This is a genomic window from Variovorax sp. SRS16, assembly GCF_901827165.1.
In the GTDB taxonomy this organism is placed as follows: Bacteria; Pseudomonadota; Gammaproteobacteria; order Burkholderiales; family Burkholderiaceae_C; genus Variovorax.
This window is the reverse complement of the sequence record NZ_LR594666.1, coordinates 3,301,804-3,323,611: the sequence shown is the minus strand read 5'-3', so window position 1 is coordinate 3,323,611 and position 21,808 is coordinate 3,301,804. Positions and strand designations below refer to the sequence as shown.

At 69.1% G+C, this 21,808-nt stretch carries 24 protein-coding genes and 1 riboswitch; of the genes, 7 read left to right on the top strand and 17 right to left on the bottom strand.

The annotated features are described in order from the left end of the window. Positions 1-29 precede the first annotated feature (29 nt). Together E5P2_RS16070 and E5P2_RS16065 are read right to left on the bottom strand one after the other, a co-directional pair. Positions 30-1,265 (bottom strand): RNA polymerase sigma factor, encoded by a 1,236-nt coding sequence (locus tag E5P2_RS16070; RefSeq protein ID WP_162570509.1) that lies wholly within the window; start codon positions 1,263-1,265, stop codon positions 30-32. Positions 1,266-1,267: 2 nt separating this feature from the next. Continuing rightward, positions 1,268-1,627: a YciI family protein gene (locus E5P2_RS16065; protein WP_162568131.1), complete on the bottom strand. Its 360-nt coding sequence runs from the start codon at positions 1,625-1,627 to the stop codon at positions 1,268-1,270. A 96-nt stretch (positions 1,628-1,723) separates the two neighbouring features. Here E5P2_RS16065 and E5P2_RS16060 point away from each other — a divergent pair, with 96 nt between their 5' ends. Beyond that, on the top strand, positions 1,724-2,689 hold the full coding sequence (locus E5P2_RS16060; RefSeq protein ID WP_162568130.1) for a threo-3-hydroxy-L-aspartate ammonia-lyase: 966 nt from the start codon (positions 1,724-1,726) through the stop codon (positions 2,687-2,689). 7 nt (positions 2,690-2,696) lie between these two features. Here the strand turns inward: E5P2_RS16060 and E5P2_RS16055 are convergent, their stop codons facing one another. From E5P2_RS16055 to E5P2_RS16040, 4 genes are all read right to left on the bottom strand, one after another. Further along, positions 2,697-3,683, bottom strand: coding sequence for a ketopantoate reductase family protein (locus E5P2_RS16055; protein ID WP_162568129.1), 987 nt, complete (start codon positions 3,681-3,683; stop codon positions 2,697-2,699). A gap of 46 nt (positions 3,684-3,729) precedes the next feature. Then, positions 3,730-4,311, bottom strand: a complete 582-nt coding sequence (locus E5P2_RS16050; RefSeq protein WP_162568128.1) for a VOC family protein — start codon at positions 4,309-4,311, stop codon at positions 3,730-3,732. Positions 4,312-4,380: 69 nt separating this feature from the next. Beyond that, a complete protein-coding gene (locus E5P2_RS16045) occupies positions 4,381-5,682 on the bottom strand; it encodes an FAD-dependent oxidoreductase (protein ID WP_162568127.1) in 1,302 nt (433 codons plus the stop codon). Then, on the bottom strand, positions 5,682-6,701 hold the full coding sequence (locus E5P2_RS16040; protein ID WP_162568126.1) for a Bug family tripartite tricarboxylate transporter substrate binding protein: 1,020 nt from the start codon (positions 6,699-6,701) through the stop codon (positions 5,682-5,684). The genes E5P2_RS16045 and E5P2_RS16040 overlap by 1 nt, the downstream gene beginning before the upstream one ends. Positions 6,702-6,831: 130 nt before the next feature. Between E5P2_RS16040 and E5P2_RS16035 the strand changes: the two genes are divergently transcribed. Together E5P2_RS16035 and E5P2_RS16030 are read left to right on the top strand one after the other, a co-directional pair. Then, the gene (locus E5P2_RS16035; RefSeq protein WP_162568125.1) at positions 6,832-7,737 is read left to right on the top strand and encodes a LysR family transcriptional regulator; all 906 of its coding nucleotides are present in this window, start codon (positions 6,832-6,834) and stop codon (positions 7,735-7,737) included. Positions 7,738-7,862: 125 nt separating this feature from the next. Continuing rightward, a complete protein-coding gene (locus tag E5P2_RS16030; protein ID WP_162568124.1) occupies positions 7,863-8,213 on the top strand; it encodes an alpha/beta hydrolase in 351 nt (116 codons plus the stop codon). Between the two features lie 109 nt (positions 8,214-8,322). Here E5P2_RS16030 and E5P2_RS16025 read toward each other — a convergent pair whose 3' ends face one another. The 5 genes from E5P2_RS16025 to E5P2_RS16005 form a co-directional block, all read right to left on the bottom strand. Then, entirely contained in the window at positions 8,323-8,727 is a 405-nt protein-coding gene (locus tag E5P2_RS16025; RefSeq protein ID WP_162568123.1) for a universal stress protein, read from the bottom strand. 106 nt (positions 8,728-8,833) lie between these two features. Further along, positions 8,834-9,160, bottom strand: a complete 327-nt coding sequence (locus E5P2_RS16020) for a DUF190 domain-containing protein (RefSeq protein ID WP_162568122.1) — start codon at positions 9,158-9,160, stop codon at positions 8,834-8,836. Between the two features lie 34 nt (positions 9,161-9,194). Beyond that, on the bottom strand, positions 9,195-9,584 hold the full coding sequence (crcB, locus tag E5P2_RS16015) for a fluoride efflux transporter CrcB (RefSeq protein ID WP_162568121.1): 390 nt from the start codon (positions 9,582-9,584) through the stop codon (positions 9,195-9,197). Positions 9,585-9,671: 87 nt separating this feature from the next. Beyond that, a riboswitch (Fluoride riboswitch) is annotated at positions 9,672-9,735 on the bottom strand. Positions 9,736-9,803: 68 nt separating this feature from the next. Further along, the gene (locus tag E5P2_RS16010) at positions 9,804-11,438 is read right to left on the bottom strand and encodes an FAD-dependent oxidoreductase (RefSeq protein ID WP_162568120.1); all 1,635 of its coding nucleotides are present in this window, start codon (positions 11,436-11,438) and stop codon (positions 9,804-9,806) included. Positions 11,439-11,469: 31 nt separating this feature from the next. Then, a complete protein-coding gene (locus E5P2_RS16005) occupies positions 11,470-12,450 on the bottom strand; it encodes a tripartite tricarboxylate transporter substrate binding protein (RefSeq protein ID WP_162568119.1) in 981 nt (326 codons plus the stop codon). 116 nt (positions 12,451-12,566) lie between these two features. Between E5P2_RS16005 and E5P2_RS16000 the strand changes: the two genes are divergently transcribed. Then, positions 12,567-13,484, top strand: coding sequence for a LysR family transcriptional regulator (locus tag E5P2_RS16000; protein WP_162568118.1), 918 nt, complete (start codon positions 12,567-12,569; stop codon positions 13,482-13,484). A 6-nt stretch (positions 13,485-13,490) separates the two neighbouring features. Here E5P2_RS16000 and E5P2_RS15995 read toward each other — a convergent pair whose 3' ends face one another. From E5P2_RS15995 to E5P2_RS15975, 5 genes are all read right to left on the bottom strand, one after another. Further along, the gene (locus tag E5P2_RS15995; protein ID WP_162568117.1) at positions 13,491-14,147 is read right to left on the bottom strand and encodes an ABC transporter ATP-binding protein; all 657 of its coding nucleotides are present in this window, start codon (positions 14,145-14,147) and stop codon (positions 13,491-13,493) included. A 19-nt stretch (positions 14,148-14,166) separates the two neighbouring features. Next, positions 14,167-15,132 (bottom strand): tRNA (adenosine(37)-N6)-dimethylallyltransferase MiaA, encoded by a 966-nt coding sequence (gene miaA, locus E5P2_RS15990; protein ID WP_162568116.1) that lies wholly within the window; start codon positions 15,130-15,132, stop codon positions 14,167-14,169. Between the two features lie 47 nt (positions 15,133-15,179). Further along, entirely contained in the window at positions 15,180-16,124 is a 945-nt protein-coding gene (locus E5P2_RS15985) for an alpha/beta hydrolase (protein ID WP_162568115.1), read from the bottom strand. 159 nt (positions 16,125-16,283) lie between these two features. Continuing rightward, a complete protein-coding gene (gene mutL / locus E5P2_RS15980) occupies positions 16,284-18,149 on the bottom strand; it encodes a DNA mismatch repair endonuclease MutL (protein WP_162568114.1) in 1,866 nt (621 codons plus the stop codon). 31 nt (positions 18,150-18,180) lie between these two features. Continuing rightward, the gene (locus E5P2_RS15975; RefSeq protein WP_162568113.1) at positions 18,181-19,416 is read right to left on the bottom strand and encodes a dienelactone hydrolase family protein; all 1,236 of its coding nucleotides are present in this window, start codon (positions 19,414-19,416) and stop codon (positions 18,181-18,183) included. A gap of 166 nt (positions 19,417-19,582) precedes the next feature. Here E5P2_RS15975 and E5P2_RS15970 point away from each other — a divergent pair, with 166 nt between their 5' ends. Both E5P2_RS15970 and E5P2_RS15965 read left to right on the top strand, forming a co-directional pair. Beyond that, positions 19,583-20,314 (top strand): SDR family oxidoreductase, encoded by a 732-nt coding sequence (locus E5P2_RS15970; RefSeq protein ID WP_162568112.1) that lies wholly within the window; start codon positions 19,583-19,585, stop codon positions 20,312-20,314. Between the two features lie 28 nt (positions 20,315-20,342). Then, a complete protein-coding gene (locus E5P2_RS15965; protein WP_162568111.1) occupies positions 20,343-20,993 on the top strand; it encodes a DedA family protein in 651 nt (216 codons plus the stop codon). Between the two features lie 127 nt (positions 20,994-21,120). On the opposite strand, the gene E5P2_RS15960 is transcribed toward E5P2_RS15965, so the two are convergent. Continuing rightward, complete coding sequence (locus E5P2_RS15960; RefSeq protein ID WP_162568110.1) at positions 21,121-21,408, bottom strand: glycine zipper domain-containing protein; 288 nt, start codon at positions 21,406-21,408, stop codon at positions 21,121-21,123. Here E5P2_RS15960 and E5P2_RS15955 point away from each other — a divergent pair. After that, positions 21,407-21,784 carry a hypothetical protein gene (locus E5P2_RS15955; protein WP_162568109.1) on the top strand — a complete coding sequence of 126 codons (378 nt, stop codon included), beginning with the start codon at positions 21,407-21,409 and terminating at the stop codon, positions 21,782-21,784. The genes E5P2_RS15960 and E5P2_RS15955 overlap by 2 nt on opposite strands. The last annotated feature ends 24 nt before the right edge of the window (positions 21,785-21,808 follow it).

Genomic DNA, 21,808 nt, shown 5'->3' with positions numbered 1-21,808 from the left:
GCCGTCGATTCTGCGCGCTTGGCGCGGGCTCAGAGCCGCGCTGCTGCGGCTGCGAGATAGGCGCGGACGGCCGGGCTGCTGCTCAGGCCGGCCGCGCGCGCATAGGCTTCGCGCGCGATCGCCGGCGCGCCGGTGGCGCCGAGAAAATGGGCGCGCGCGGCCCAGTAGGGCTGGTAGCTGGCGACCTCCGCAGCCGCGATCGCATCGAGTGCCTGGAGTCCCGCGGCCGGTCCCTCGGCGGTCGCCACTGCGCAGGCGCGGCTCACGCGCGCGCCGATGCTCGGGCGCAGCGCGATGAGGCCGTCATAGAGCGCGACCAGCGCATCGGCCGGCACCTGCGCGCCGAGCCGCCTGGCGCAATGCGCGGACTGGATGGCCGCCTCCATCTGATAGGCGCCGAGCGCATCGAGGCCGGCCGCGTGCCGCAGCAACTGCTCGGCCTGTTCGCGCAGCGCGTGGTTCCAGCGCGCGGTGTCCTGCACGTCGAGCGGCACGTAGCCGCCATCGGCGCTGCGCCGTGCTGCGGCGCGGCTTTCGCAGAACAGCATCAGCGCCAGCAGGCCCTGCGGCTCGGGCTCGCGCGGCATCAGCCCGCACAGGATGCGGCACAGATCGATCGCTTCGGCGGTCAGGCCGCGCTGCGCGGTGTCGGCGCCGTCGACGTCCTCCCAGCCGGTGCCGTAGGCGGCGTAGATGCCGTCGAGCACGTCCTGCAGGCGCTGCGCCAGATCGCGCGCCCGCGGGTATTCGAAGGGAATGCCGGCGGCGCGGATGCGCGCCTTGGCCCGCACCAGGCGCTGCCCGAGCGTGGCCGGCGCGATCAGGAAGGCGCCGGCCATGCGCGCGGCGTCGAGCCCGAGCACGGTCTGCAGCATCAGCGGCGCGCGCGCCGCCGCATCGATGGCCGGGTGCGCGCACACGAAGAGAAGGCGCAGGCGTTCGTCCGGCACGGCCTGTCCATCCGGTGCATCGGCGCCGATCTCGTCGGCCAGCAGCAGCAGGGTCTGCGCCGCGTCGTCCTGCACGCGGCTGTGGCGCCAGGCGTCGAGCGTGCGGTTGCGCGCCACGCTCAGCAGCCAGGCCTCGGGCTGGTCGGGCACGCCGTCCACCGGCCAGCGCTCGAGCGCGCGCGCGAAGGCGTCGGCCAGGGCATCTTCCGAGGCCGCGATGTCGCGCGTGCGCGCCGACAGGATCGCGACCAGCCGGCCATAGGACTGGCGCGCGGCGCGCTCGGCCGCCGCGTGCGCGTCGGCCGCCGGCGCCATGCTCACGCGCCGTTGGGCGTCATGAACACCGGCCGCACCTCCACGCCGCCGGTGGTGGCGCAGGGGGCGCGCGCAGCCCATTCGAGCGCGGTGTCGAGATCGGGCACGTCGATCACGAAGTAGCCGCCCAGCTGTTCCTTGGTGTCGGCGAAGGGGCCGTCCTGCACCTGGCGCTTGTCGCCGCGCACGCGCAGCGTGGTGCCGGTCATCGGCGGCTGCAGGCCGTAGCCGGTCTTCGAGATGCCGGATTGCCGGACCGCGGTGACGTACGACATCCAGCCGGCCATGTAGGCCTCGGCTTCGGCCTTGCCGCGCTGTGCGAAGTCGGAGGGGGGTTGGTAGAACATCAGCATGTATTCCATGGGACACCTCGATCATGAAAAGGGACGCAGAGCAGGATCGCTCATTCCAATGACGGCTGGCAAGCCATGATTTCGACAGGCGCTAAGCTGTGGGGCATGAATTCTCTTCCCACCTACGACGACGTGATCGCCGCGGCCGCGCGGATCGAAGGCCATGCCCATCGCACGCCGGTGTTGCGCTCGCGCACCGCGGACGCGCGATGGGGGGCGCAATTCTTCTTCAAGTGCGAGAACTTCCAGCGCATGGGCGCCTTCAAGTTCCGCGGTGCGTTCAATGCGCTGTCGCGCTTCGACGCGGCGCAGCGCAAGGGCGGCGCGATCGCGTTCTCGTCGGGCAACCATGCGCAGGCGGTGGCGCTGTCGGCCAGCCTGCTCGGCATGCCGGCCGTGATCGTGATGCCGACCGACGCGCCGGCCGCCAAGCTGGCCGCCACGCGCGGCTACGGCGCCGAGGTCGTGATGTACGACCGCTTCACCGACGACCGGGAGGCGCTCGCGCGCCGGCTCGCGGCCGAGCGCGGCATGACGCTGATCCCGCCCTACGACCATCCCGACGTGATCGCGGGGCAGGGCACGGCGGCCAAGGAACTGATCGAGGACGCGGGTCCGCTCGATGCGCTCTACATCTGCCTCGGCGGCGGCGGCCTGACCAGCGGCTCGGCGCTGTCGGCGCGTGCGCTGGCACCCGGTTGCAAGGTCTACGGCGTCGAGCCCGAAGCGGGCAACGACGGCCAGCAATCGCTGCGCGCGGGCCGCATCGTGCACATCGACACGCCCAAGACCATCGCCGACGGCGCGCAGACGCAGCATCTGGGCGACTACACCTTCGGCATCATCCGGCGCGACGTGGACGACATCCTCACGGTGAGCGACGCGCAACTGGTCGAGGCCATGCGCTTCTTCGCCGAGCGCATGAAGATGGTCGTCGAGCCCACCGGCTGCCTCGCTTTCGCGGCCGCCTGCGCGGCCGGCGAAGCGATCCGCGGGGCGCGCGTCGGCATCCTCGTGAGCGGCGGCAATGTCGACCTGGCCCGCTTCGCCGCGCTGGTGGGCGGCAACTGAGGCGAGCTCAGGCCGCGGGCGGCACGCGCGTCACCGCGAGCTGACGCACCAGGCCCAGCACCGCATCGATGAAGGGTGTGTCGATGCCGAGCAGGTCGCCGATCTCCGCGACAGCGCCGACGATGGCGTCGATCTCGGGCGCGCGGCCGGCTTCGAGATCCTGCAGCATCGAGGTCTTGACCGGGCCCAGCACGTCGAGTTCGGCGAGGCGCTCTTCGGTGCTCATCGGCAACGCGATGCCGAGGCCTTCGGCGAGGATGCGCGCTTCTTCCATCATGCGGGCCGCGAGCTGGCGCGTTGCCGGGTCGCCCACCAGCCGGTCGATGGCGGCGCCCGTCAGCGCGCTGAGCGGATTCATCGTCAGGTTGCCCCAGAGCTTGAGCCAGACCTCGCGCCGGATGTCCGCCGAACGATGGATGTCGAAGCCGGCGCGTTCCAGCAGCGAGGCCACGCGCTCCAGCCTGTCGGGCGCCGCGCCGGCCGCCGTGTCGCCGATCACCAGGCGGCGCCTCGCGCCGGGGCGGATCACGCCTTCGGCATCGACCCAGGAGGCGATGTACACCACGCAGCCCAGGCATTGGCGCGATGGCAGGAAGCGCTCGATGTCGCCCGTCGGATCCACCGTGCGCAGGCGCCGGCCCTGCAGCGCGCCGCCGAAGCCTTCGAAGAACCACCAGGGGATGCCGTTGAGCGCCGGCACGATGACGGTTTCGGGGCCGATCAGCGGCGCGAAGCTCTCGGCAGCGGTGAGCAGCGAATGCCCCTTGGCGCACACCAGGACCAGGTCCTGCACGCCCAGCGCGCGCGCATCGTCGGTGACGCGCGGATGATCGACATGCAGCACGCCGTTGTCGACGAGGCGCAGGCCATGCTCGCGAATCGCCCGCGCGCTGCGCGGCGTGGCGAGCAGGTTGACTTCGGTGCCGCTGCGCTGCAACTGCGAGGCGATCACGCCTCCGATGGCACCGGGGCCGATGACGGTGATGCGCTTCATGGCGATGCGGCAGCCGGGACGTTCGTCCGCGGCGAACTCGGTTCTGTCACGAGCGCGACGCCGTTCCACGTACTGGCGATACAGGCTGATGAATCTTGCGCAGCAGGAAGGTCGAGGCATCCTCGCCGCCGCGCAGACGCGCCAGCAATTCGTCGGGGTCGTACTCGACGCCGATCGGGTTTTCTGCGAAGTCCTGGCCTCCCATGAAGGCGTTCGCCTCGTCGTTGGAGGCGTAGCTGTCGACCTGGAACTCCATCTGATTGCCGTCGGGGTCGGCGTAGTACATCGACACCGTCACGCCGTGATGGATGCACCAGTAGGGCGTGATGCCCAGTTCCTTGAGCTGCGCATAGTTCTCGCAAAGGTCGCGCAGCGTCGCGTAGGTGTACGCGACGTGGTCGACACCGATCACGCCGGTGCGGTCGATCTGATCGCCCGCGGGGTCCAGGGCCGCCATGTTGATGAAGGCGAAGCGATGGTGTTCGTCGTCGTAGGTCAGAAAAGCCAGAACCGGGTCCTGATGCTGGACGCGGGCATCGAAGACGGTGGCGTACCAGCGCAGCATCGCGTCGAACCGGCGCGTGCGATAGACCACGTGAACGAACTTCTCGGGGCGAACGCGTGACATGGCGACTCCTGATCACTGTGCGCAAGCGGGGGTGAGGTGAAGCTCTGCATCGTAGTCGAATCCCCGCGGTCAGGACAACAACGCGTCGCGCTCCAACAGCGCGGCGCGCAGCGCCTGCACATCGACCGCACGCACGTCGGCGCCGGCGCTGCGCGACGTGGTGCTCATCGCCGCCATCGCCGCGGCCGTGCCCGCGGCCTGGCCGACCGCCATCGAGATCGTCATCACGCGGATCGCCGCGAGCGCCTCGTGCGTGGCCGAGATGCCGCGGCCGACCACCAGCGCGTTGTCGAAAGCGGTGGGGATCAGGCTGCGGTAGGGGATCTGGTAGGCATGGTCGTCGCCCATCGGCACGTAGTGCAGCGCGCCGCCCTGGGCCGGGTGGATGTCGATCGGGTAGGCGCCTGCCGCGATGGCATCGGCGAACTGCACCGGCTGCGCCAGCTCCTGCGCGGTCAGCACGTGATCGCCTTCGACACGGCGCGTCTCGCGCACGCCGACCTGGGCCGCGAAGGCACGCAGCTGGCCGTCCTCGCAGCCCGGCACCGCGTCGTGCAGGAAGCGCGCGGCCTTCCAGGCCTGGCGGCGGCCTTCGATCTCCGCGGCGCCGAGCGCCATCGGGTCGGTGGCATCGATGCCCAGCCGGCCGATGTTGAACCAGGCATCGGTCGAATACGGATCGCGGCTCGCATGCAGCGCGGCGCGCGCCAGTCGGCCTTCGGCAAAGCCACGCTGGGCGAGGGCGCCGATCTCCGCGCCCGACAGTGCCTCGAAGCGCGCGAAGTCGATCGGCCCGAAGCGGAACATCAGCGTGGCCGGCTGCAGCGCCGCGCCGTCGTCGAGTTCGAGAAAGCGCGCGCCCGCGCGCTTCAGCGCATCGATGTCGCCCGAGCCGTCGATCAGCACGCGCGGGCGCAGCGTCAGCACGCCGCCCTTGGTCAGCACGCGCAGCGCGGCGATGCGCCGGCCGTCGGTCTCGACGTCGAGCAGGTTCGCATGCAGCAGCGGCCGCACGCCGGCTTCGGCGACCATGTCGTCGAGCGCGAGCTTCAGCAGCTCGGGCGAGTATTCGACGCGGTCCATGCGATGGCCGGTCGACATCACGAAGCTGTCGTGCGGCCGCGCGCCGCCATAGGCCGTGAGGCGCCGCACCACTTCGTCGGCCAGGCCGGCCACCACCTTGCGCCCGTTGGCGGTCTGCCAGCTGTTGAATTGCGCGACCGCGCCGGCGGTCGCGTTGCCGCCCAGGAAGCCATAGCGTTCCACCAGGATCACCGAGGCGCCCTGGCGCGCGGCCGCCACCGCGGCCATGGTGCCGGCGACGCCGCCGCCGCAGACCACCACGTCGGCGCCGAACATGCTCGCGTCCATCAGTTCTCCGGCTGGATGCCGCGCGTCTTGATCACCTGGCGCCAGCGTTCGCCTTCGGCCTTGAGGTACTGTGCCGTGGCCTCGCGGTCCTTCACGAAGGGCGCCACGCCCAAGCCGGTGAATCGCTTCTTCACGATGTCGGAGGCGAGCGCGGCCTGGAGCAGCTTGTCCAGCTTCATCAGGCCTTCGGGCGGGATCGTGCCCTTGGGCGCCAGCAGCGCGGCCCAGCCCTCGACCTCGAGGCTTTCGAGCTTGAGGCTGCGAAAGGTCGGCACGTTCGGCAGTTCCGGCACCGGCTGCGCGGACGACACGGCCAGTGCGCGCAGCCGCCCGGAGCGGATGTGCACGAGCACGCTCGGCAGGTTGAGAAAACCCAGCGACACCAGGCCCGAGATCAGGTCCGGCATCAGCGCGCTCTCTCCCTTGTAGGGCACCGCGACCAGCGAGGTGCCGGTCTGGATCGAGAACAGCTCGGAGGTCAGGTGCGCGAGCGTGCCGGTGCCGCTGTTGCCGGCGCTCAGCTTGCCCGGATTCGCCTTGGCCTTGGCGACCAGGTCGGCGACCGAGCGGATGTCCGAGCCGGCCGGCACCACCAGCACCAGCGGCTGCGCCGACACCATGCCGATGGCGTCGAAGTCGCGCGCGACGTCGTAGGTGATCTTCGGATTCAGCTCGGGATTGATCACCATGCTGTTGCTGCCCATGAGCAGCGTGTGGCCGTCCTTGCTCTGCGCGGCGGCCATGACACCGATCGCGCTGCCGGCGCCCGGTCGGTTCTCGACGATGACCGACTGGCCGAGCTGCGGCCCCAGCACTTCGGCCAGCACGCGGGCCGAGCCGTCGGCACCACCGCCCGGCGCGAAGGGAACGATGATGCGCAGCGTGTGGCTGGGCCACGCGTCGGCAGCCAGCGCGCCACTGCTCGCGCCGGCGGTGATCGCGAGCGCGAATGCGGACAGCGCGGTGCGCCGCGTGACGCCCGGCACGGGCCGCCGGCTGGAGGTCGAAGGAAGGGTCATCTTGCTTGTCTGCCTTTGTGATTGCTGCAGCCGATGGTAGACAGCGCGGGCCACACCCTCCAATACCAAGGATGCCGCATCCCATAACATCGCGTTATCCGGCCCTACGCGGGCCCGAAGGAGAACGCGCATGAATCTGCGGCAGATCGAAGTGTTCCGCGCGGTCATGCTGGCCGGCTCGGTGACCGACGCGGCGCGGCTGCTGCACGTGTCGCAGCCCGGCATCAGCCGCATGCTGGCCCATGTGGAATTGCAGCTCGGCCTCAGGCTCTTCGAGCGCCGCAAGGGCAAGCTGCTCGCCACGCCCGAGGCGCAGGCGCTGTTCGCCGAAGTCGAACAGGTCTACCGCGGCGTCGCGCGCATCGACGAATGCGCGCTGGCGCTGAAGTCGGGCAAGCTCCTGACGCTGCGCGTGCTCGCCAGTCCGAGCACCGGCCTGGAGATGGTGCCGCGCGCGATCGCGGCACTGACGCAGCAGTTTCCCGCGGCGCGCATCTACCTGGAGATCCTGGCGGCGCGCGAGATGGTCAAGCGCCTCGTCGCGCACGAGGCCGACGTGGCGATCTCGACGCTGCCGATCGACGATGCGCTCCTGACGTCGAAGCCGATCGGCCGCTGGACACTGGCCTGCGTGTTCCCCAAGGGCCATCCCTTCGAACAACGTCGTTCGCTGAGTCCGCGCGACATCCTCCAGGAGCGCCTGATCGCCTTCAGCGCTGACACGCCGCAGGGCCGCATCATTGCCGACTGGTGCGCACGGCATCGCTGCGAACCCGATGCGCCGATCGAGGTCCGCGCCGGCCAGGCCGCGTGCGCGATGGCGGCTTGCGGTGCCGGCGTCGCCATCGTCGACGACCTGACGGCGCGCGGCTGCATGACCGACCGGCTCGGCTTCCGGCCGATCGCGAAGGCGCCTTCGTTCGACGTGTTCGCGGTCACCAACGAAAGCTTCGCGGGCTCGCTGCTGGCGCGCCGGTTCGCGGGCCATGCCGAGGCTGCGTTGCAGCGGCTTCGGCGTGCCGGCGCGGGAGGCTGATCGGCGCATCGGCAACCCCCCATTGTTTCCGGGGTGCGAACGCTGCGGTTCTTTTTTCAAGGGTTTTCCCGGGGTATTTCGGCTCACACTTCATCTCACCGATCAACCCTTGTGAAGGAACTGAAATGAAGACCTCGAAGATCCTCGCCGCTGCTGCGTTCTCCGTGCTGGCCGTTGCCGGTGCTCATGCAGAAACCTATGAGGGCGTGCATGCGCTGACCTCGTCGGCCAATCGTGCCGATGTCGCGGCCGAAGCGGTCGTTGCAGCGCACAGCGCCAATCCCTATGCCGAAGGCGCCAACTCGGGCGTCGTGGCCGTCGCTTCGAGCGCCGACCGCGCGACGGTGCGTGCCCAGGCCGTGGCGACCGCGCACAACCCGCTGCAAAGCCTCGACCGCCGCGCGTTCTACCGCGACCAGGTGCCGGCGGCCTACTACAAGCCGAAGGTTTCGCTGACGCGTCAGGCTGCGCTGTAAGCAAGCCTCGGCAGCAGAAACGAACGGGCCCTTGGGGCCCGTTTTTCATGGCGTCAGCGCAACCCGGGGCAGCTTGCCGATGGGAATCGCGCGCCGTGCCGTGCGCGCTTCAGCACGCGACCATCACGCTGCAATGCGCGTGATCGATCACGCGCTTGGCGACCGACGCCTCGGCCAGCCGGCTCAGCAGAGAGCGTCTGCGGTGGCCGATGACGAGCAAGTCGGCGCCGAGCCGGTCCGCGGCCGCGACGATCTGTGTGGAGCAGTCGCCCTCGAGGACCTCCACATCGACAGGAACCTGCGCGTCGGCACCCCTGCGGCGCAGCAGCTGCAGGGACTCCCAGCATCGCGCGCGGGCCAGGTCGAGCGAAGCGTGTGTCTCCACCTCCGCAGACCATGCGACTGCCACGACGTGCAGAGGCGCGTGGGCTTCCTGTGCCAGCGCCAATGCGCGCTCGAAGGCCAGATCCGAGGCCTCGGTTGCGTCGTACGCCAGAAGAATATGGTTGAACATGGCGCGACTCCTTTCCAGTTTTTCTCGCAGGCTTTCGGCACGCACCACCGCGCCACTGCGCCTCCGATGGCATCCACGACCAAGTATGAATATTGCCCCTGATCGATCAGCTTGGCTCGCCGCCGACGACCCCCATCTCCAGCGGCACCCTGATGTAGAAGAGCTTGAGCTTCTCGCTGTCCAGATGGGCGAGAAAGGCTTGCGCCTCCTGCTCGCTCAGCGCGAAACCGACCTCCACCGACAGATCGCCCGCGAGCTCGAAGAAATGCTCCTCGTGCAGCCTGCCATGGCGGCCGTAGCCGGCGATGGCGCGAAAGGCCGAACCGCCATGGATGCCGAACTTCCTGGCTTCCTCGAGCAGCCATTCATAGGCGAGGATGCCGTGGTGGCGGCGGCTTTCCTGGACGTAGAACTTGAGATAGATGCCTTGCATGGCGGCCTCCTTCGGCGCGGTCGATTCGATGGGATCAGGTCCTGACGAAGAGCGCATTGGCGATCAGGATGCCGATGCCGGTGAGGATCAGCGAGCCGAAGAGATGCACGCTCGCCGCACCCAATGCCCACCAGTGCTCCTGGCGTCCGATCAGTGTGACGACCTCGACCGAGAAGGTGGAGAAGGTCGTCAGTCCACCCATGAAGCCCGTGATGATCAGGAGCCGCCATTCGGGCGCGAGGCCGGCGTTGTGCGTGAAGAAGGCGCTGGCGATGCCGACGAGCAGACCACCGATCAGGTTGGCGGCCAGCGTGCCCAGCGGAATGGTCGGAAAGATCGGGTTGAGCCATCCGCCGAGCCACCAGCGCAGCAATGCGCCCAGGCCGGCGCCGCCGAAGACCGCGATCATGGAAAAGCCGCTCATGTCGTTCCTTTGTCGAGGGGCCGGAACGACCGGTGTGGCAAAGGCGCGCGATGTGCGCTGCAGCAATGCCTACGCCGGTCCGCCCGGACCTGGGTAGGCATCATCAGCCCGAGTGGGCGGTTCACGGAGGAATGCCATCTCCGATGCGGGCCAGTATATCGGCCGGGCCGTGCAGCGGCAATCCGGCGGTGGGCGACGAAGCCCGGCGCCGGCGATCTTCTAACGGCGATCGCCGATCGCGTGCCGGTAGCCCACGCGCTGCGTCGGCGTCAGCGCGCCGAAGTGCGGCCAGGCCAGCAGCACGCCCTGTTTTTCCAGCACGCGCTGGAAGTCCGCGAGCAATGCGGCGTCGGCACGCACGGCGCGCGGCGGCTGCCCGCGTGCCAGCGCGAACGCCGCCAGACTGCCGCTGGCTTCTCCGATGCTCCACTCCGTTGCATGCTCGCGATAGGCACCGTTCGTGATGCGCGTCGTGCCCAGGTTCTTGCAGGCAGGCAGCAGGTTGTCGACGCGCACCGGCAGCAGCGCGCCGAGCGGGATCTGGAACGGGAACGCATCGATGTCGACCGTGTTGCGCCCGCGCGTGCTCGGATGCAGGTCGATGCGATAGGCGCCGATGCCCACGCTGTCGAAGAAGCGCTCGGCGCCGTCACGGTTCGGGCGGGCCTTCACGCCGATGTGCTGCTCCAGCACGGTGAACTCGGCCTGGATGCGGCGGCCTTCGCGGTAGTAGGCCTGCTTGGCGAGGCCATCGCCCGTGCCGAGCACGTCGCCGCGCAGGCGCAAGCCTGGGTAGCCCTGGCCGCCATCGTGGCGCGGCGCCTCGGTCTGCATCCAGTGGAAGAAGGCCAGGCTGAACTGCCGCGCCTGTTCGAGCGCCTCGGCCTGCGCCGCGGGCGGAACGCCGACGACCGGCTTCTCCCAATAGTCCATCTGCGGCCAGTTGGCCAGCGTGATGTCGCTGGCATAGCGGCCGGGCTCGAAGTTCTTGCGCCACGCAATGCGCCGCGCGTGCCAGAGATCGTAGAGCGATTCGGCATCGGTGTCGCCGACGAACAGCGGCCGCTCGCGCGGCTGGTGCGTGACGAAGTCGCTCAGCGTCCAGCTGAACTGCGGGCCGGGCCAGCAGGCGAGCTGCAGCGTGCGCAAGCGTTCGTAGTCGGCAGGCTTGTCGATCGTGTGGTCTTCGCCGGGCAGGTAGTCGCAGGCCAGGCACCAGGTGATCGCCTGCTGGTCGAAGGGATCGGCCTCGGCCAGCGCATGCAGCTCCTGCGTCTGGGCCTGCGATTCGGCGCCGAAGACGTGTTCGACCTTCGCCATCTCGAGCAGGTCGCCGATCTCGGTCGCGTCGATGAACATCGGTGCGCTGAGCACGCGCATGCGGTCCGATTCCAGGTCATGCACGCGCACGGCGCGCAGCCGGTCGCCGTCCGCTTGTGCGTCGAGCAGACGATGCGCGCGCAGCACGGTGACGCGGCCCGCAGCCACGTGCGGCGCGAGCAGTTCGTCGATCACCTTCACCGCGACCCAGGGCTCATGGCACAGCGTGCTCACGTTGCCTTGGCCGGGGTTCAGGCGCGGATTGGCACGCGCCGATTCGGTGAGCGGAAGATGCCTGCGGTAGTGATCGCGGATGCCGCGCCGCAAGTCGGCATAGCTTTGCGACGCACTCACGGATTCGATCCACGGGTACTCGTCGGGCGGCACGGCCTGCGCGGTGAGCTGGCCGCCGAGCCAGTCGAGCGCTTCGACCAGGATCACCGTGCGGCCCAGCCGCGCAGCCGCCAGCGTGGCGGAGACGCCGCCGAGGCCGCCGCCGATCACGACCATGTCGGCCGCCAGCTCTGCGGCCATGGCGGAGCCATGCGCTGTCACGCAGTGGCCCTTATTCCGGCTTCAGGCCAAGGCGCCGGATCGCATCGCCATAGCGCTTCGTCTCGCTGTCGATCAGCCGGCCGAAATCGGCCGGACTGCCGCCGCCCGGCTCGACGCCGAGCCTGGCGAGCCGTTCCCTGACCTCGGGCTGGGCGAGCACCGCATTCACGTCCTTGTTCAATCGCGCGACGACCGATGCGGGCGTGCCCGCCGGCGCGAGGATGCCGAACCATCCGGTCACCTCGAAGTCCGGCACCGCGAGTTCCGCCACAGTCGGTACGGCAGGCAGCACCGGCGATCGCTTCTTCGTCGTCACGGCGAGCGCACGCAGCTTGCCCGACTCGATCTGCGGCAGCGCGCTCGACGGAATGTCGAAGCCGAGGTCGACCTCGCCGCCCAGCAGTGCCGTCAACGCGGGACCGGAGCCCTTGTAAGGGACCATCTGCATGTCGATCTTCGCGTCGCTCTTCAGGAACTCGGCGGCCAGGCTGGTGGTGGTCGCACCGCCGCCGCCCGCTGCGTAGTTGAGCTTGCCGGGCGCCTTGCGGGCCGCGTCGATCACGTCGCCCAGGCTGCGAAACGGCGAGGCCGCGGGCACCACCACGACGACCGGCGAAGCGCCGACCTTGGCCACCGGCGCGAAGCTCTTCACCGTGTCGTAGCGCAGCTTCGGATAGAGCGCCGTGCTGCCGGGGAAGCCGCTGGTCACGAACAGCAGCGTGTAGCCGTCCGCGGGCGCGGCAGCGACCAGCGAGGTCGCGATGGTGGCGCCGGCACCGGGCCGGTTGTCGACGATCACCGGCTGGTCGAGCGCGACCGCGAGCTTCTGCGCGACCAGCCGCGCGAGGATGTCGCCGGAGCCGCCGGGCGCGAAGCCGACGACCAGCGACACGGGCTTGGCCGGATAGGTCTGCGCCTGCGCCGCGGCAAAGGCGAGCAGGGCGGTGGCGGCGACGAGTCCGCGGATCAGTCGGTGTGCGATGTGTCTCATGGTCCCGGATGCTAGGAAGATGCAAGCCATCCATCCAATACCAATCGCGCCCGTGCGAATAACATGATGTTCTTGCCTCGGGTTATCCCTGGCCTTCCTGCTTTGGAGACACCGCCATGAACCTGCGCCAGATCGAGGTCTTCCGCGCAGTGATGACCACCGGCTCGACCACCAACGCGGCCCGCCTGCTGCATGTCTCGCAGCCCGGCGTGAGCCGGCTCATCCGGCATTTCGAACTTCAGCTCGGCGTGGCGCTGTTCGAGCGGCGCAACGGTCGTCTGGTCGCCACGCCCGAGGCGCATACGCTGCATGCCGAGGTCGAGAAGGTCTACCGCGGCATGCACCACGTGCAGGACGTCGCGGCGCATCTGCGCTTTGGCGACCATGCCACGCTGCGCGTGCTGGCCAGCGCGAATGCCGCGCTGCAGCTGGTGCCGCGCACCACGGCCCGGCTGCTCGAACGCTTCGCACAATCGAAGGTCTTCTTCGAAACCTTGCCGACGCGCGAGATCGTCAAGTTGCTGGTGGCCGAGGAGGCCGACGTGGCCATCTCCAGCGCACCACTGGACCATCCGGTGCTCGACGTGCGCGAGATCGGCCGCTGGCGCGTGCTGTGCGCAATGCCGAAGCAGCATCCGCTGGCGGCGTCACAGCCCCTTGATCTGGCCGCGGCGCTGCGGCAGCGGCTGGTGGTCTACAGCCCGGAGGCGCCGCAGAGCCGCCTCATCGACCACTGGCTGGATCAGCACGGCATCGCGCCCCAGGTCGGCGTCGAAGTGCGCTCGGGCTATGCGGCCTGCGCGATGGCAGCGACAGGTGCCGGGATCGCGTTCGTCGATGACCTGTCGGCGCGCGCCCATCGGTCGGAGGAACTGGCCCTGATGGAGGTGCCGGGCGCGCCGAGCTTCGCGATCTACAGCGTCAGCAACGTCAACCGGCCGTTGTCGCAGCTGGGCCAGAATTTTCTTTCGCTCGCGGCCGAGGAACTGGCCGTACTGCAGGCGCCGCAATTCACGGGAGCGGCCGTCGATTGAATGCAGTCAGGCGCGGATGCCCTCGGCGCTCAGGTGCAGCACGCGGTCCGCGCGCGCGGCCGCTGCCTCCGAATGGGTGACCAGCACCAGCGAGGCGCCGTGTTCGCGCGTCTGCGCCAGCAGCACGTCCATCACGCGCGCCGCGGTACCCGGATCGAGGTTGCCGGTCGGCTCGTCGGCCAGCAGCAGCGCGGGCCGGTGCGCCAGCGCACGCGCGATCGCGACCCGCTGCAACTGGCCGCCGCTCAACTGCTGCGGCAGCCGCGTGCCGAGGCCGCCGAGTCCGGTCGCTTCGAGCATCTGCGCGACGCGGGCATCGCAGGCCGCGCCGCTCTGCCCGAGCAGCATCAGCGGCAGCGCGACGTTCTGCGCCACGTCCAGATGCGGCAGCACGTGGAAGGCCTGGAACACGAAGCCCACATGCCTGCGTCGCCACAGCGCACGCGCCTCGGCATCGAGCGCGCCGATGTCGGTGCCGTCGTGCACGACATGGCCCGCATCCCAGCTGTCGAGGCCGGCCATGCAGTTGAGCAGCGTCGACTTGCCGACGCCAGATTCGCCGACGATGGCGATGAACTCGCCCGCGGCGACCTCGATCGACACGTGCTCGAACACGGGCACGTCGCCGTAGTGCTTGGCGAGGTCGGCGATGCGCAGGCTCATCGAAGGCCCCGTGCCGCGCTCATGTGATCTCGCCCACCTGCTGCACGGCGCGCGCGATCGCGTCCGGTGCCTCGGCGGCGATCACGCGCCGTTGCGGCATGTTGCGCAGCCAGGTGATCTGCCGCTTGGCCAACTGACGTGTGGCGGCCATGCCGCGCTCGCGCAGTTCGGCGATGGGCCATGCGCCATCGAGCGCTTCCCAGGTCTGCCGATAGCCGACGCAGCGCATCGAGGGCAGGTCCGGCGACAGGTCGCCGCGCGCGCGCAGGCGCTGGACCTCGGCCACCAGGCCGTCCGCGAGCATGGTGTCGAAACGCGCCTCGATGCGCGCGTGCAGCCATGCGCGCTCGGTCGGCTCGAGCGACAGAAGCGCCGCGGCGGGCGTGCCGGTCGCGCCGGTGTCCGCATGAAAACTCGACAGCGGCCGGCCGCTTGCATGCCAGACCTCGAGCGCACGCTGGATGCGCTGGCTGTCGTTGGGCGCCAGCCGTGCGGCGCTGGCCGCATCGACCTGCGCGAGCCGCGCATGCATCGCCGGCCAGCCGAGCGCCGCGGCTTCGGCCTCGAGCTGCCGGCGCACGGCGGGATCGGCCGCCGGCATGGCGTCGATGCCGTCGGCCAGCACCTTGAAGTAGAGCATCGTGCCGCCGACCAGCAGCGGCAGCTTGCCGCGCGCGTTGATCTCGCGGATCAGGCGCGTCGCGTCCTGCACGAACGCGGCCGCGCTGTAGGCATCGCGCGGATCGCGGATGTCGATCAGGTGGTGCGGCACTTCGGCGCGCTCGGCCGGAGTCGGCTTGGCAGTGCCGATGTCCATGCCGCGATAGACCAGCGCCGAATCGACGCTGACGATCTCGACCGGCCGCGTGCGCGCGATCGCCAGGGCGGCCGCGGTCTTGCCGGAGGCAGTGGGGCCGGCCAGCGCCACGTAGCGAAGGGGGGTGCCGTGTTCGGCGCGAGGGCCGATGGGACGATGAGGCGGCATGCGCCCAAGGGTAACAAAGCCCGTGGCGCGTTCCGCTCCGTCGTTGCTCAGATGGGTTGCGGCGCGGACGGTCGGGCCGCGGTGCGGCTGGGCGCGGGCAGCGAGGACGCGGCAGGCGGTTCGCTGGCGGCCGTCGCGTCGGGCGGCTCCTTCATGCGGAACAGCTGCGACAGCGCCGCGCGGTACTGCGCCTGGCCGATCGAGTTGGCGTCGTAGTGCGAGCCGCCCTGCACCAGCACGAACATCTTGGGCACCGTGGCCGCGTCGTAGAGCTTGCGCCCGAGCGTGGGATTGATGAGGGCGTCGGCAGTGCCATGCACCACCAGCAGCGGCGCGCCGATGTCCTTCACCTTGTCGATGGCGTCGAAACGCTGCGTGATGAAGGGGCGGAAGGGCAGCCAGCCCCACTTGAAGCTGCTCACCACGTCGGCGATCGAGGTGAAGGTGCTCTCGACGATGGTGCCGCTTTCGTCGTTGACGCGCGAGGCGAGGTCGATGCCGATGGCGCCGCCGAGCGAATGGCCGAAGATGTAACGCCGCTGTTGCGGATGGCGCGCCGCCAGCCAGGTCCAGGCGGCGAGCGCATCCTCGCGCGCCGAATCTTCCGAAGGCAGGGTCTTGGTGCTCTTGCCGAAGCCGCGGTAGTCGATGGCCAGCACCGAGAAACCGAGCTCATGCATGCGGCGCATGCGCGGCGCGGAGCCGGCCACGTTGTATTTGGCGCCGTGCAGGAACAGCAGCACCGGCGTGTCCGCGGATTCGGGCTTGTCGCCGAGCCAGAGGCCATGCAGGCGCACGGGCTCGCCGGTGAGAGAGGACTTGAAATCGATCCACTCGTCCTGCATGCCTTCGGCCATGGCCTTCGAATTGCCCCAGCTGCGGTCGCTGGGCTGGAAGATCCACTCGCGCTGGTGCTCGTCGAGGCTCGCGCAACCGCCGGCCAGCAGGGTGACCAGCGTGATGGCAGAGGCGAAGAGGGACCAGGACTTCATGACGATCGCTGAGAGACAGGGAGGCTATCCAAAAGTTCAACTCGTGACGACATGCAACGTGCATGCCCGGACGGTCGATGACCCCTGAAAACCCTCGCTTTTCGCGGCGGACGGCCCGAGCGTGCGGAATTTGGCGGGCCCTGGCGCGCGCCCCGCGCCTCAGCGGCCGCGCATGAACAGTGCGTCGAGCTCGCGCAGCGACACCTGGCGCCAGGTCGGCCGGCCATGGTTGCATTGATCCGAGCGCTCGGTGGCTTCCATCTGGCGCAGCAGCGCGTTCATCTCGTCGATGGTCAGCTTGCGGTTGGCGCGCACCGCGCCGTGGCAGGCCATGGTCGACAGCAGTTCGTTCTGGGCGCGCTGCACCACCGTGCTCGCATCGTGGTTCGCGAGCTCGGCCAGCACGCTGCGCGCGAGCTCGACCGGATCGCCATCGGCCAGCGTGCTGGGCACGGCGCGCACCGCCAGCGTGCGCGGCGAGAAGGGCGTGATCTCCAGGCCGAGCGAAGGCAGCACCGCGGCGCAGGCTTCGGCCGTCGCGACTTCCTGCGGCGTGGCGGCGAAGGTGGCCGGGATCAGGAGCGGCTGGCTGCCGATCGCGGCGCCGTCGAGCTGTGTCTTCAGACGCTCATAGACGATGCGCTCGTGCGCGGCATGCATGTCGACGATCACCATGCCCTGGCTGTTCTCGGCCAGGATGTAGATGCCTTGCAGCTGGGCCAGTGCGCGGCCGAGCGGCCATGCGTCGGCTTCGTCAGTCGCATGCGATGCGGGTGTCGCGAGCGCGTTGCCGGACGCTTGCACGTGCGTGACCGTGCCAGTGGTCGCAGGCGTGACCGGCGCCGGTGCCACGGGTGTCTCGCGGCGGTCGACGGGCCACATCGCCGCGGCATCGCCCAGGCCGCGTTCGGCCGCGAAATGCATCGAAGGCTGCGTCCATGCCGGCATCGACGCGGGCTCTCGCGGCTTGAAGAACGGCGCGGGCGGCGTGGTGGCGGCGTCGCCGGCACGCGGCGCGGCCAGTGCATTCTCGATCGCATGGCGCACCGCCTGGTGCACCTCGCGCCCATCGCGAAAGCGCACCTCGATCTTGGTCGGATGCACGTTGACATCGACCCGCGCCGGATCGATCTGCAGGTACAGCGCATAGACCGGCTGGCGCTGGCCGTGCAGCACGTCCTCGTAGGCGCTGCGCACGGCATGGGCCAGCACCTTGTCGCGCACGAAACGGCCGTTGACGTAGAAGAACTGCTGGTCGCCGCGCGCGCGTGCCGCATCGGGAATGCCGGCACGGCCGCTCACGCGCACCGGGCCGCTGTCGTGGTCGACCGCGACGCTCTGCGCCACGAAGTCGTCGCCCAGCGCATCGGCCAGGCGCCGGTCGCGCTCACCGGCCGCGCGCCATTGCTCGACGAGCCGGCCTTCGTGCCAGATCGCGAAGCCGACATCGGGCCGTGCGAGTGCATGGCGGCGCACAGCCTCGATGCAATGCGCGAGTTCGGTGGCATCGGTCTTCAGGAACTTGCGCCGTGCGGGTGTCGCGAAGAAGAGCTCGCGCACCTCGACCGTGGTGCCGATCGCGCGTGCCACTGGCCGCAACTCGCCGGTGCGGCCGTCGAGCGCGAAGGCCGAATCGGCGCCCTCGAAGCGCGACAGCAGGCTGAGCTCGGCGATGGCATTGATGGCAGCCAGCGCCTCGCCGCGAAAGCCCATCGTGCCGACGGTCTCGAGATCGCCGAGGCTCGCGATCTTGCTGGTCGCATGGCGGCGCAGCGCGAGCGGCAATTCGTCGCGCGGCAAGCCGGCGCCGTCGTCTTCCACCGAGATCAGCCGCACGCCGCCGGCCGACAGGCGCACCGTGATCTGGCGCGCGCCGGCATCGAGTGCGTTGTCGAGCAGTTCGCGCACCACCGACGCGGGCCGCTCGACGACCTCGCCGGCGGCGATCTGGCTGATCAGTTCGTCGGGCAGGTCGCGGATGGGGCGGCGGTCGGCCGCGGATGAAAGGGAGGGAAGGGCGCTCACCGGGGCATTCTAGGAGCGAGCGAGAAAGGGTTCATCCCTTCGCCGACGCCGCCCACTCCGGCATCAAGCCATTCGACGGCAGCGTCTCGTCCAGCAACTTGCACCCCTGCTCCACCCCAGCCACTGGCAGAAGCTTCGCATCGAGCAAGCCCACCTGCACCAGCACGCTGGCCTGATCCCAGTAGATGTGCTCGTGGTAGAGCTTGTCGCCGCGGAACTTGATGACGGCCAGCAAGGGCACCTCGACCTTCTTGCCGGTCGGCTTGACACCCGGCAGCATCCACGGGATCTCCGTGGTGTGGGTGAAGCTGAACAGCATCTCGTCGACCACCTGCGTGGCGCCGACGGTGCGCGAGATCGGCGTCAGCGCGGTGTCGGGCGGATTGCTGTTGACGAAGTGGTTCGTGTAGAAGCGATGCAGCGCCTTGTAGCCGACGCCGCCGGTCATGGTCGGGATGTGGTTCACGTAGGGCTCGGCGACCATGGTGCTCATGGTGTCGTCGACGTTGCGGGTGCCGAACTCGTACTCGCAGTGCTTGTCCCACAGCGCCGAGAGGTCGTAGTGCGGACCCATTGCGGCCTTGAGCGCACCGATGCTGCGCTCGTGCGCCATCAGCGCCGAGGGCTTGTGATAGTGCTCGCCGCCGACGCGCGCGAAGGCGTGATCCATGCCGGGGTAGACGTGGAGCGTGACGTGGGCGTGGCCCTGCAGCGTCTTCACGATCTTGTCGCGTGCCTCGGGCGGGCAGAACTTGTCGAGCTCGGCGATGTGCAGCACCAGCGGCTTCGTGATCTTGTCGGCTTCGCCGAGCGCGGCATCGATGCCTACGCCGTAGTAGCCCACCGAGACATCGGCATCGGTGCGGCAGGCCGCGAGATAGGCCAGCTTGCCGCCGAGGCAGAAGCCGAGCACGCCGACCTTGCCGTTGACCTCGGTGCGGCCGCGCAGCGTGGTGATCGCGGTCTGGATGTCCTCCATGCCCTTGGCCTCGTCGAAGCCCTGGAAGAAGCCGAAGGCGCGCTGCCAATCGGCTTCGCTGTAGCCGAGTTCGACGTTGGGCTCCTGGCGCCAGAAGATGTCGGGCACCAGCACCACGTAGCCTTCCTCGGCGTAGTAGTCGGCCACGTCGCGCATGGTCTTGTTGATGCCGAAGATCTCTTGCGCCAGCACCAGGCCCGGTCCGCTGCCTGCGCTCGGCAAGGCGAGGTAGCCGCGAAAAGTGCCACTGCCGTCGCCGGCCTTCATGTCGATGTATTGACCTGCCATGGGGGTATCTCCGGAGATGGGTTGGATGATCGCCTGCGCACCGGGCTGCCAGAACTTTGCGCTCGGATGGTTAAAGCGTAAAGTAGTTTTCGAGGACGTGGAAGCCGCTTGCCACGGCCCGTCGATCCACGCGGAATTCGACAGACATGCATCGCACGAAGACACCATGAAGATCCAGAACGCCATCGCCCTTGTCACCGGCGCCAACCGCGGCCTCGGCCGCGAACTCGTGCAGCAGCTGCTGGCCGCCGGCGCGCCCAAGGTGTATGCGTCGGCGCGTGAGGTCGGCGCGCTCGCCGATCTCGCCAAGGCCCATCCGGGCCGGGTCGAGACGCTCACGCTCGACATCACGCGCGCCGACCAGATCGCGGCCGCCAAGGCGCGCTGCACCGACGTCAATCTGCTGGTCAACAACGCCGGCATCAACCGCAGCAAGGGGCTGCTCGCGGCCGATTCGCTCGAGCACGCACAGGCCGAGGTCGCCACCAACTACCTCGGCACGCTCGCGATGTGTCGCGCCTTCGCGCCGCAGCTCACGGGCAAGGGCGCGATCGTCAACGTGCTGTCGATCCTGGCCAAGGTGACGCTGCCGGCCATGGGCTCGCTGTGCGCGTCCAAGGCCGCGGGCCTGCGCCTGACCGAGGGCGTGCGCGCCGAGCTCGCCGCGCGCGGCACGCTGGTGGTGGCCGTGATGACGGGTCCGGTCGATACCGACATGAGCCGCGATTTCGCCGGCCCCAAGTCCTCGCCGGCAGAGGTCGCGAAGGCGGTGCTCGCGGGGCTGGAGCGCGGCGACGAGGAGATCTACCTGGGTGACATGGCGGCCTGGATCAATGCCGCGATGGCGCAGGATCCGAAGGGCATCGAACGCGAGATGGCCAAGTACCTGCCGGGATGAGTCAGGCGCGGCAGGGATAATCCCTGCCATGGACATCATCCACTTTCTCGTCGACTTCATCCTGCATGTCGACAAACACCTCGAAGCCTTCGTCATTGCCTATGGCGTCTGGGTCTACGCGCTGCTGTTCCTGATCGTCTTCGTCGAGACCGGGCTGGTGGTGATGCCCTTCCTGCCGGGCGACTCGCTGCTGTTCATCGTCGGCGCGCTGTGCGGCGCCGGGCTGATGAGTTTCGGCATCGCGGTGCCGATCCTCATCGTGGCCGCGATCGCCGGCGACCAGTGCAACTTCAGCATCGGCCGCTACTTCGGGCCCAAGGTCTTCCAGTGGGAGAGTTCGCGCTTTTTCAACCGCCGCGCCTTCGACCAGGCGCATGCGTTCTACGAGCGCTATGGCGGCATCACCATCGTGCTGGCGCGCTTCATGCCCTTCATCCGCACCTTCGCGCCCTTTGTCGCGGGCGTGGCCGACATGAGCCGCTCGAAGTTCAGCCTGTTCAACATCGCTGGCGGGCTGTTGTGGGTGGTGGGCATCTGCATCGCGGGCTATTTCTTCGGCAACCTGCCGCTGGTGCGCGAGCACCTGGACAAGATCATCTGGGCGTTGATCTTCATTCCGGGGCTGATCGCGATCTTCGGCGCATGGCGCGCGCGCGGCGCGCCCTCGTCGGCGCGTTGAAGCCGCCACGCGCCTGAGCGCTCCCGCAGGAATTCGCTCGCGCCGAATGATCGCCTGCGGCATCTGAGGCGCAAAAAAAGGCGCGCTCGAAAGCGCGCCCAGCTTGGAGAATCTGCCGGCGGCGCGTTCAGTAGCGCGGGCCGTTGTTCGGATAGTAACTATTGTTGGGCGAATAGCCGTTGTTGTTGTAGTAGTTGCGCTGGTCGGCATTGCGGCCCACCTCGTTGCCGATCAGGCCGCCGATGGCCGCGCCGCCCACGGTGGCTGCGGTGTTCTTGCCGATCGCATTGCCGATGATGGCGCCGCCGACGGCACCGCCCGCCGCGCCGAGCTGCTGGTTGGGTCCTGCGGCACAGCCGGCCAGGGTCAGGACGAAAGTCGAGGCGAGGGCCGAGATCCAGAGACGTGTCTTCATGGTGTCCACCTTTTCAGTGATTGGTGAAACCATTCTCTGCAATCCACCGTGCACGGCTGTAGGAGCCGACCCCGGCGGCTTGAGCGAAAGCACGATCGGCGCTTGCACGACAAAGGGTCTGGCCATCGTCGTGCCGGATATCCCTTGGCGCATCGCAGGGTTCTCCATCACGCTTCGCGCAGATCGCGACCCGCATCGGCGGCGCGATCACCGTGACGCTGGTGATCATCCCGGCACGCACCGTCTAGTTTTCCGCTGGCAGCTCCCGGCGCCGCTGTTCAGCTGCGCGCAGTTGACGGACCCGATGGCCCACACAGGGCCGGGCAGCGTGCGCGCGCTGCGCATCGCGGCCGACACATTTCGCAACGACGATTGACGCGAGCACGCCTGCCGGCGTTCC

Bases quoted from the DNA above. Each gene is read 5' to 3' on its own strand.
- E5P2_RS16070 (WP_162570509.1), bottom strand. From the start codon at position 1,265: ATGGCGCCGGCGGCCGACGCGCACGCGGCGGCCGAGCGCGCCGCGCGC.
- E5P2_RS15960 (WP_162568110.1), bottom strand. From the start codon at position 21,408: ATGAAGACACGTCTCTGGATCTCGGCCCTCGCCTCGACTTTCGTCCTG.
- crcB (WP_162568121.1), bottom strand. From the start codon at position 9,584: ATGAGCGGCTTTTCCATGATCGCGGTCTTCGGCGGCGCCGGCCTGGGC.
- E5P2_RS16030 (WP_162568124.1), top strand. From the start codon at position 7,863: ATGAAGACCTCGAAGATCCTCGCCGCTGCTGCGTTCTCCGTGCTGGCC.
- E5P2_RS15955 (WP_162568109.1), top strand. From the start codon at position 21,407: ATGGTGTCCACCTTTTCAGTGATTGGTGAAACCATTCTCTGCAATCCA.
- E5P2_RS15995 (WP_162568117.1), bottom strand. From the start codon at position 14,147: ATGAGCCTGCGCATCGCCGACCTCGCCAAGCACTACGGCGACGTGCCC.
- E5P2_RS16060 (WP_162568130.1), top strand. From the start codon at position 1,724: ATGAATTCTCTTCCCACCTACGACGACGTGATCGCCGCGGCCGCGCGG.
- E5P2_RS16040 (WP_162568126.1), bottom strand. From the start codon at position 6,701: ATGACCCTTCCTTCGACCTCCAGCCGGCGGCCCGTGCCGGGCGTCACG.
- E5P2_RS16020 (WP_162568122.1), bottom strand. From the start codon at position 9,160: ATGCAAGGCATCTATCTCAAGTTCTACGTCCAGGAAAGCCGCCGCCAC.
- E5P2_RS16025 (WP_162568123.1), bottom strand. From the start codon at position 8,727: ATGTTCAACCATATTCTTCTGGCGTACGACGCAACCGAGGCCTCGGAT.
- E5P2_RS16005 (WP_162568119.1), bottom strand. From the start codon at position 12,450: ATGAGACACATCGCACACCGACTGATCCGCGGACTCGTCGCCGCCACC.
- E5P2_RS16055 (WP_162568129.1), bottom strand. From the start codon at position 3,683: ATGAAGCGCATCACCGTCATCGGCCCCGGTGCCATCGGAGGCGTGATC.
- E5P2_RS16065 (WP_162568131.1), bottom strand. From the start codon at position 1,627: ATGGAATACATGCTGATGTTCTACCAACCCCCCTCCGACTTCGCACAG.
- E5P2_RS16010 (WP_162568120.1), bottom strand. From the start codon at position 11,438: ATGGCCGCAGAGCTGGCGGCCGACATGGTCGTGATCGGCGGCGGCCTC.
- E5P2_RS15970 (WP_162568112.1), top strand. From the start codon at position 19,583: ATGAAGATCCAGAACGCCATCGCCCTTGTCACCGGCGCCAACCGCGGC.
- E5P2_RS16035 (WP_162568125.1), top strand. From the start codon at position 6,832: ATGAATCTGCGGCAGATCGAAGTGTTCCGCGCGGTCATGCTGGCCGGC.
- E5P2_RS15965 (WP_162568111.1), top strand. From the start codon at position 20,343: ATGGACATCATCCACTTTCTCGTCGACTTCATCCTGCATGTCGACAAA.
- E5P2_RS16045 (WP_162568127.1), bottom strand. From the start codon at position 5,682: ATGGACGCGAGCATGTTCGGCGCCGACGTGGTGGTCTGCGGCGGCGGC.
- E5P2_RS16050 (WP_162568128.1), bottom strand. From the start codon at position 4,311: ATGTCACGCGTTCGCCCCGAGAAGTTCGTTCACGTGGTCTATCGCACG.
- E5P2_RS15985 (WP_162568115.1), bottom strand. From the start codon at position 16,124: ATGAAGTCCTGGTCCCTCTTCGCCTCTGCCATCACGCTGGTCACCCTG.
- E5P2_RS16000 (WP_162568118.1), top strand. From the start codon at position 12,567: ATGAACCTGCGCCAGATCGAGGTCTTCCGCGCAGTGATGACCACCGGC.
- E5P2_RS15975 (WP_162568113.1), bottom strand. From the start codon at position 19,416: ATGGCAGGTCAATACATCGACATGAAGGCCGGCGACGGCAGTGGCACT.
- miaA (WP_162568116.1), bottom strand. From the start codon at position 15,132: ATGCCGCCTCATCGTCCCATCGGCCCTCGCGCCGAACACGGCACCCCC.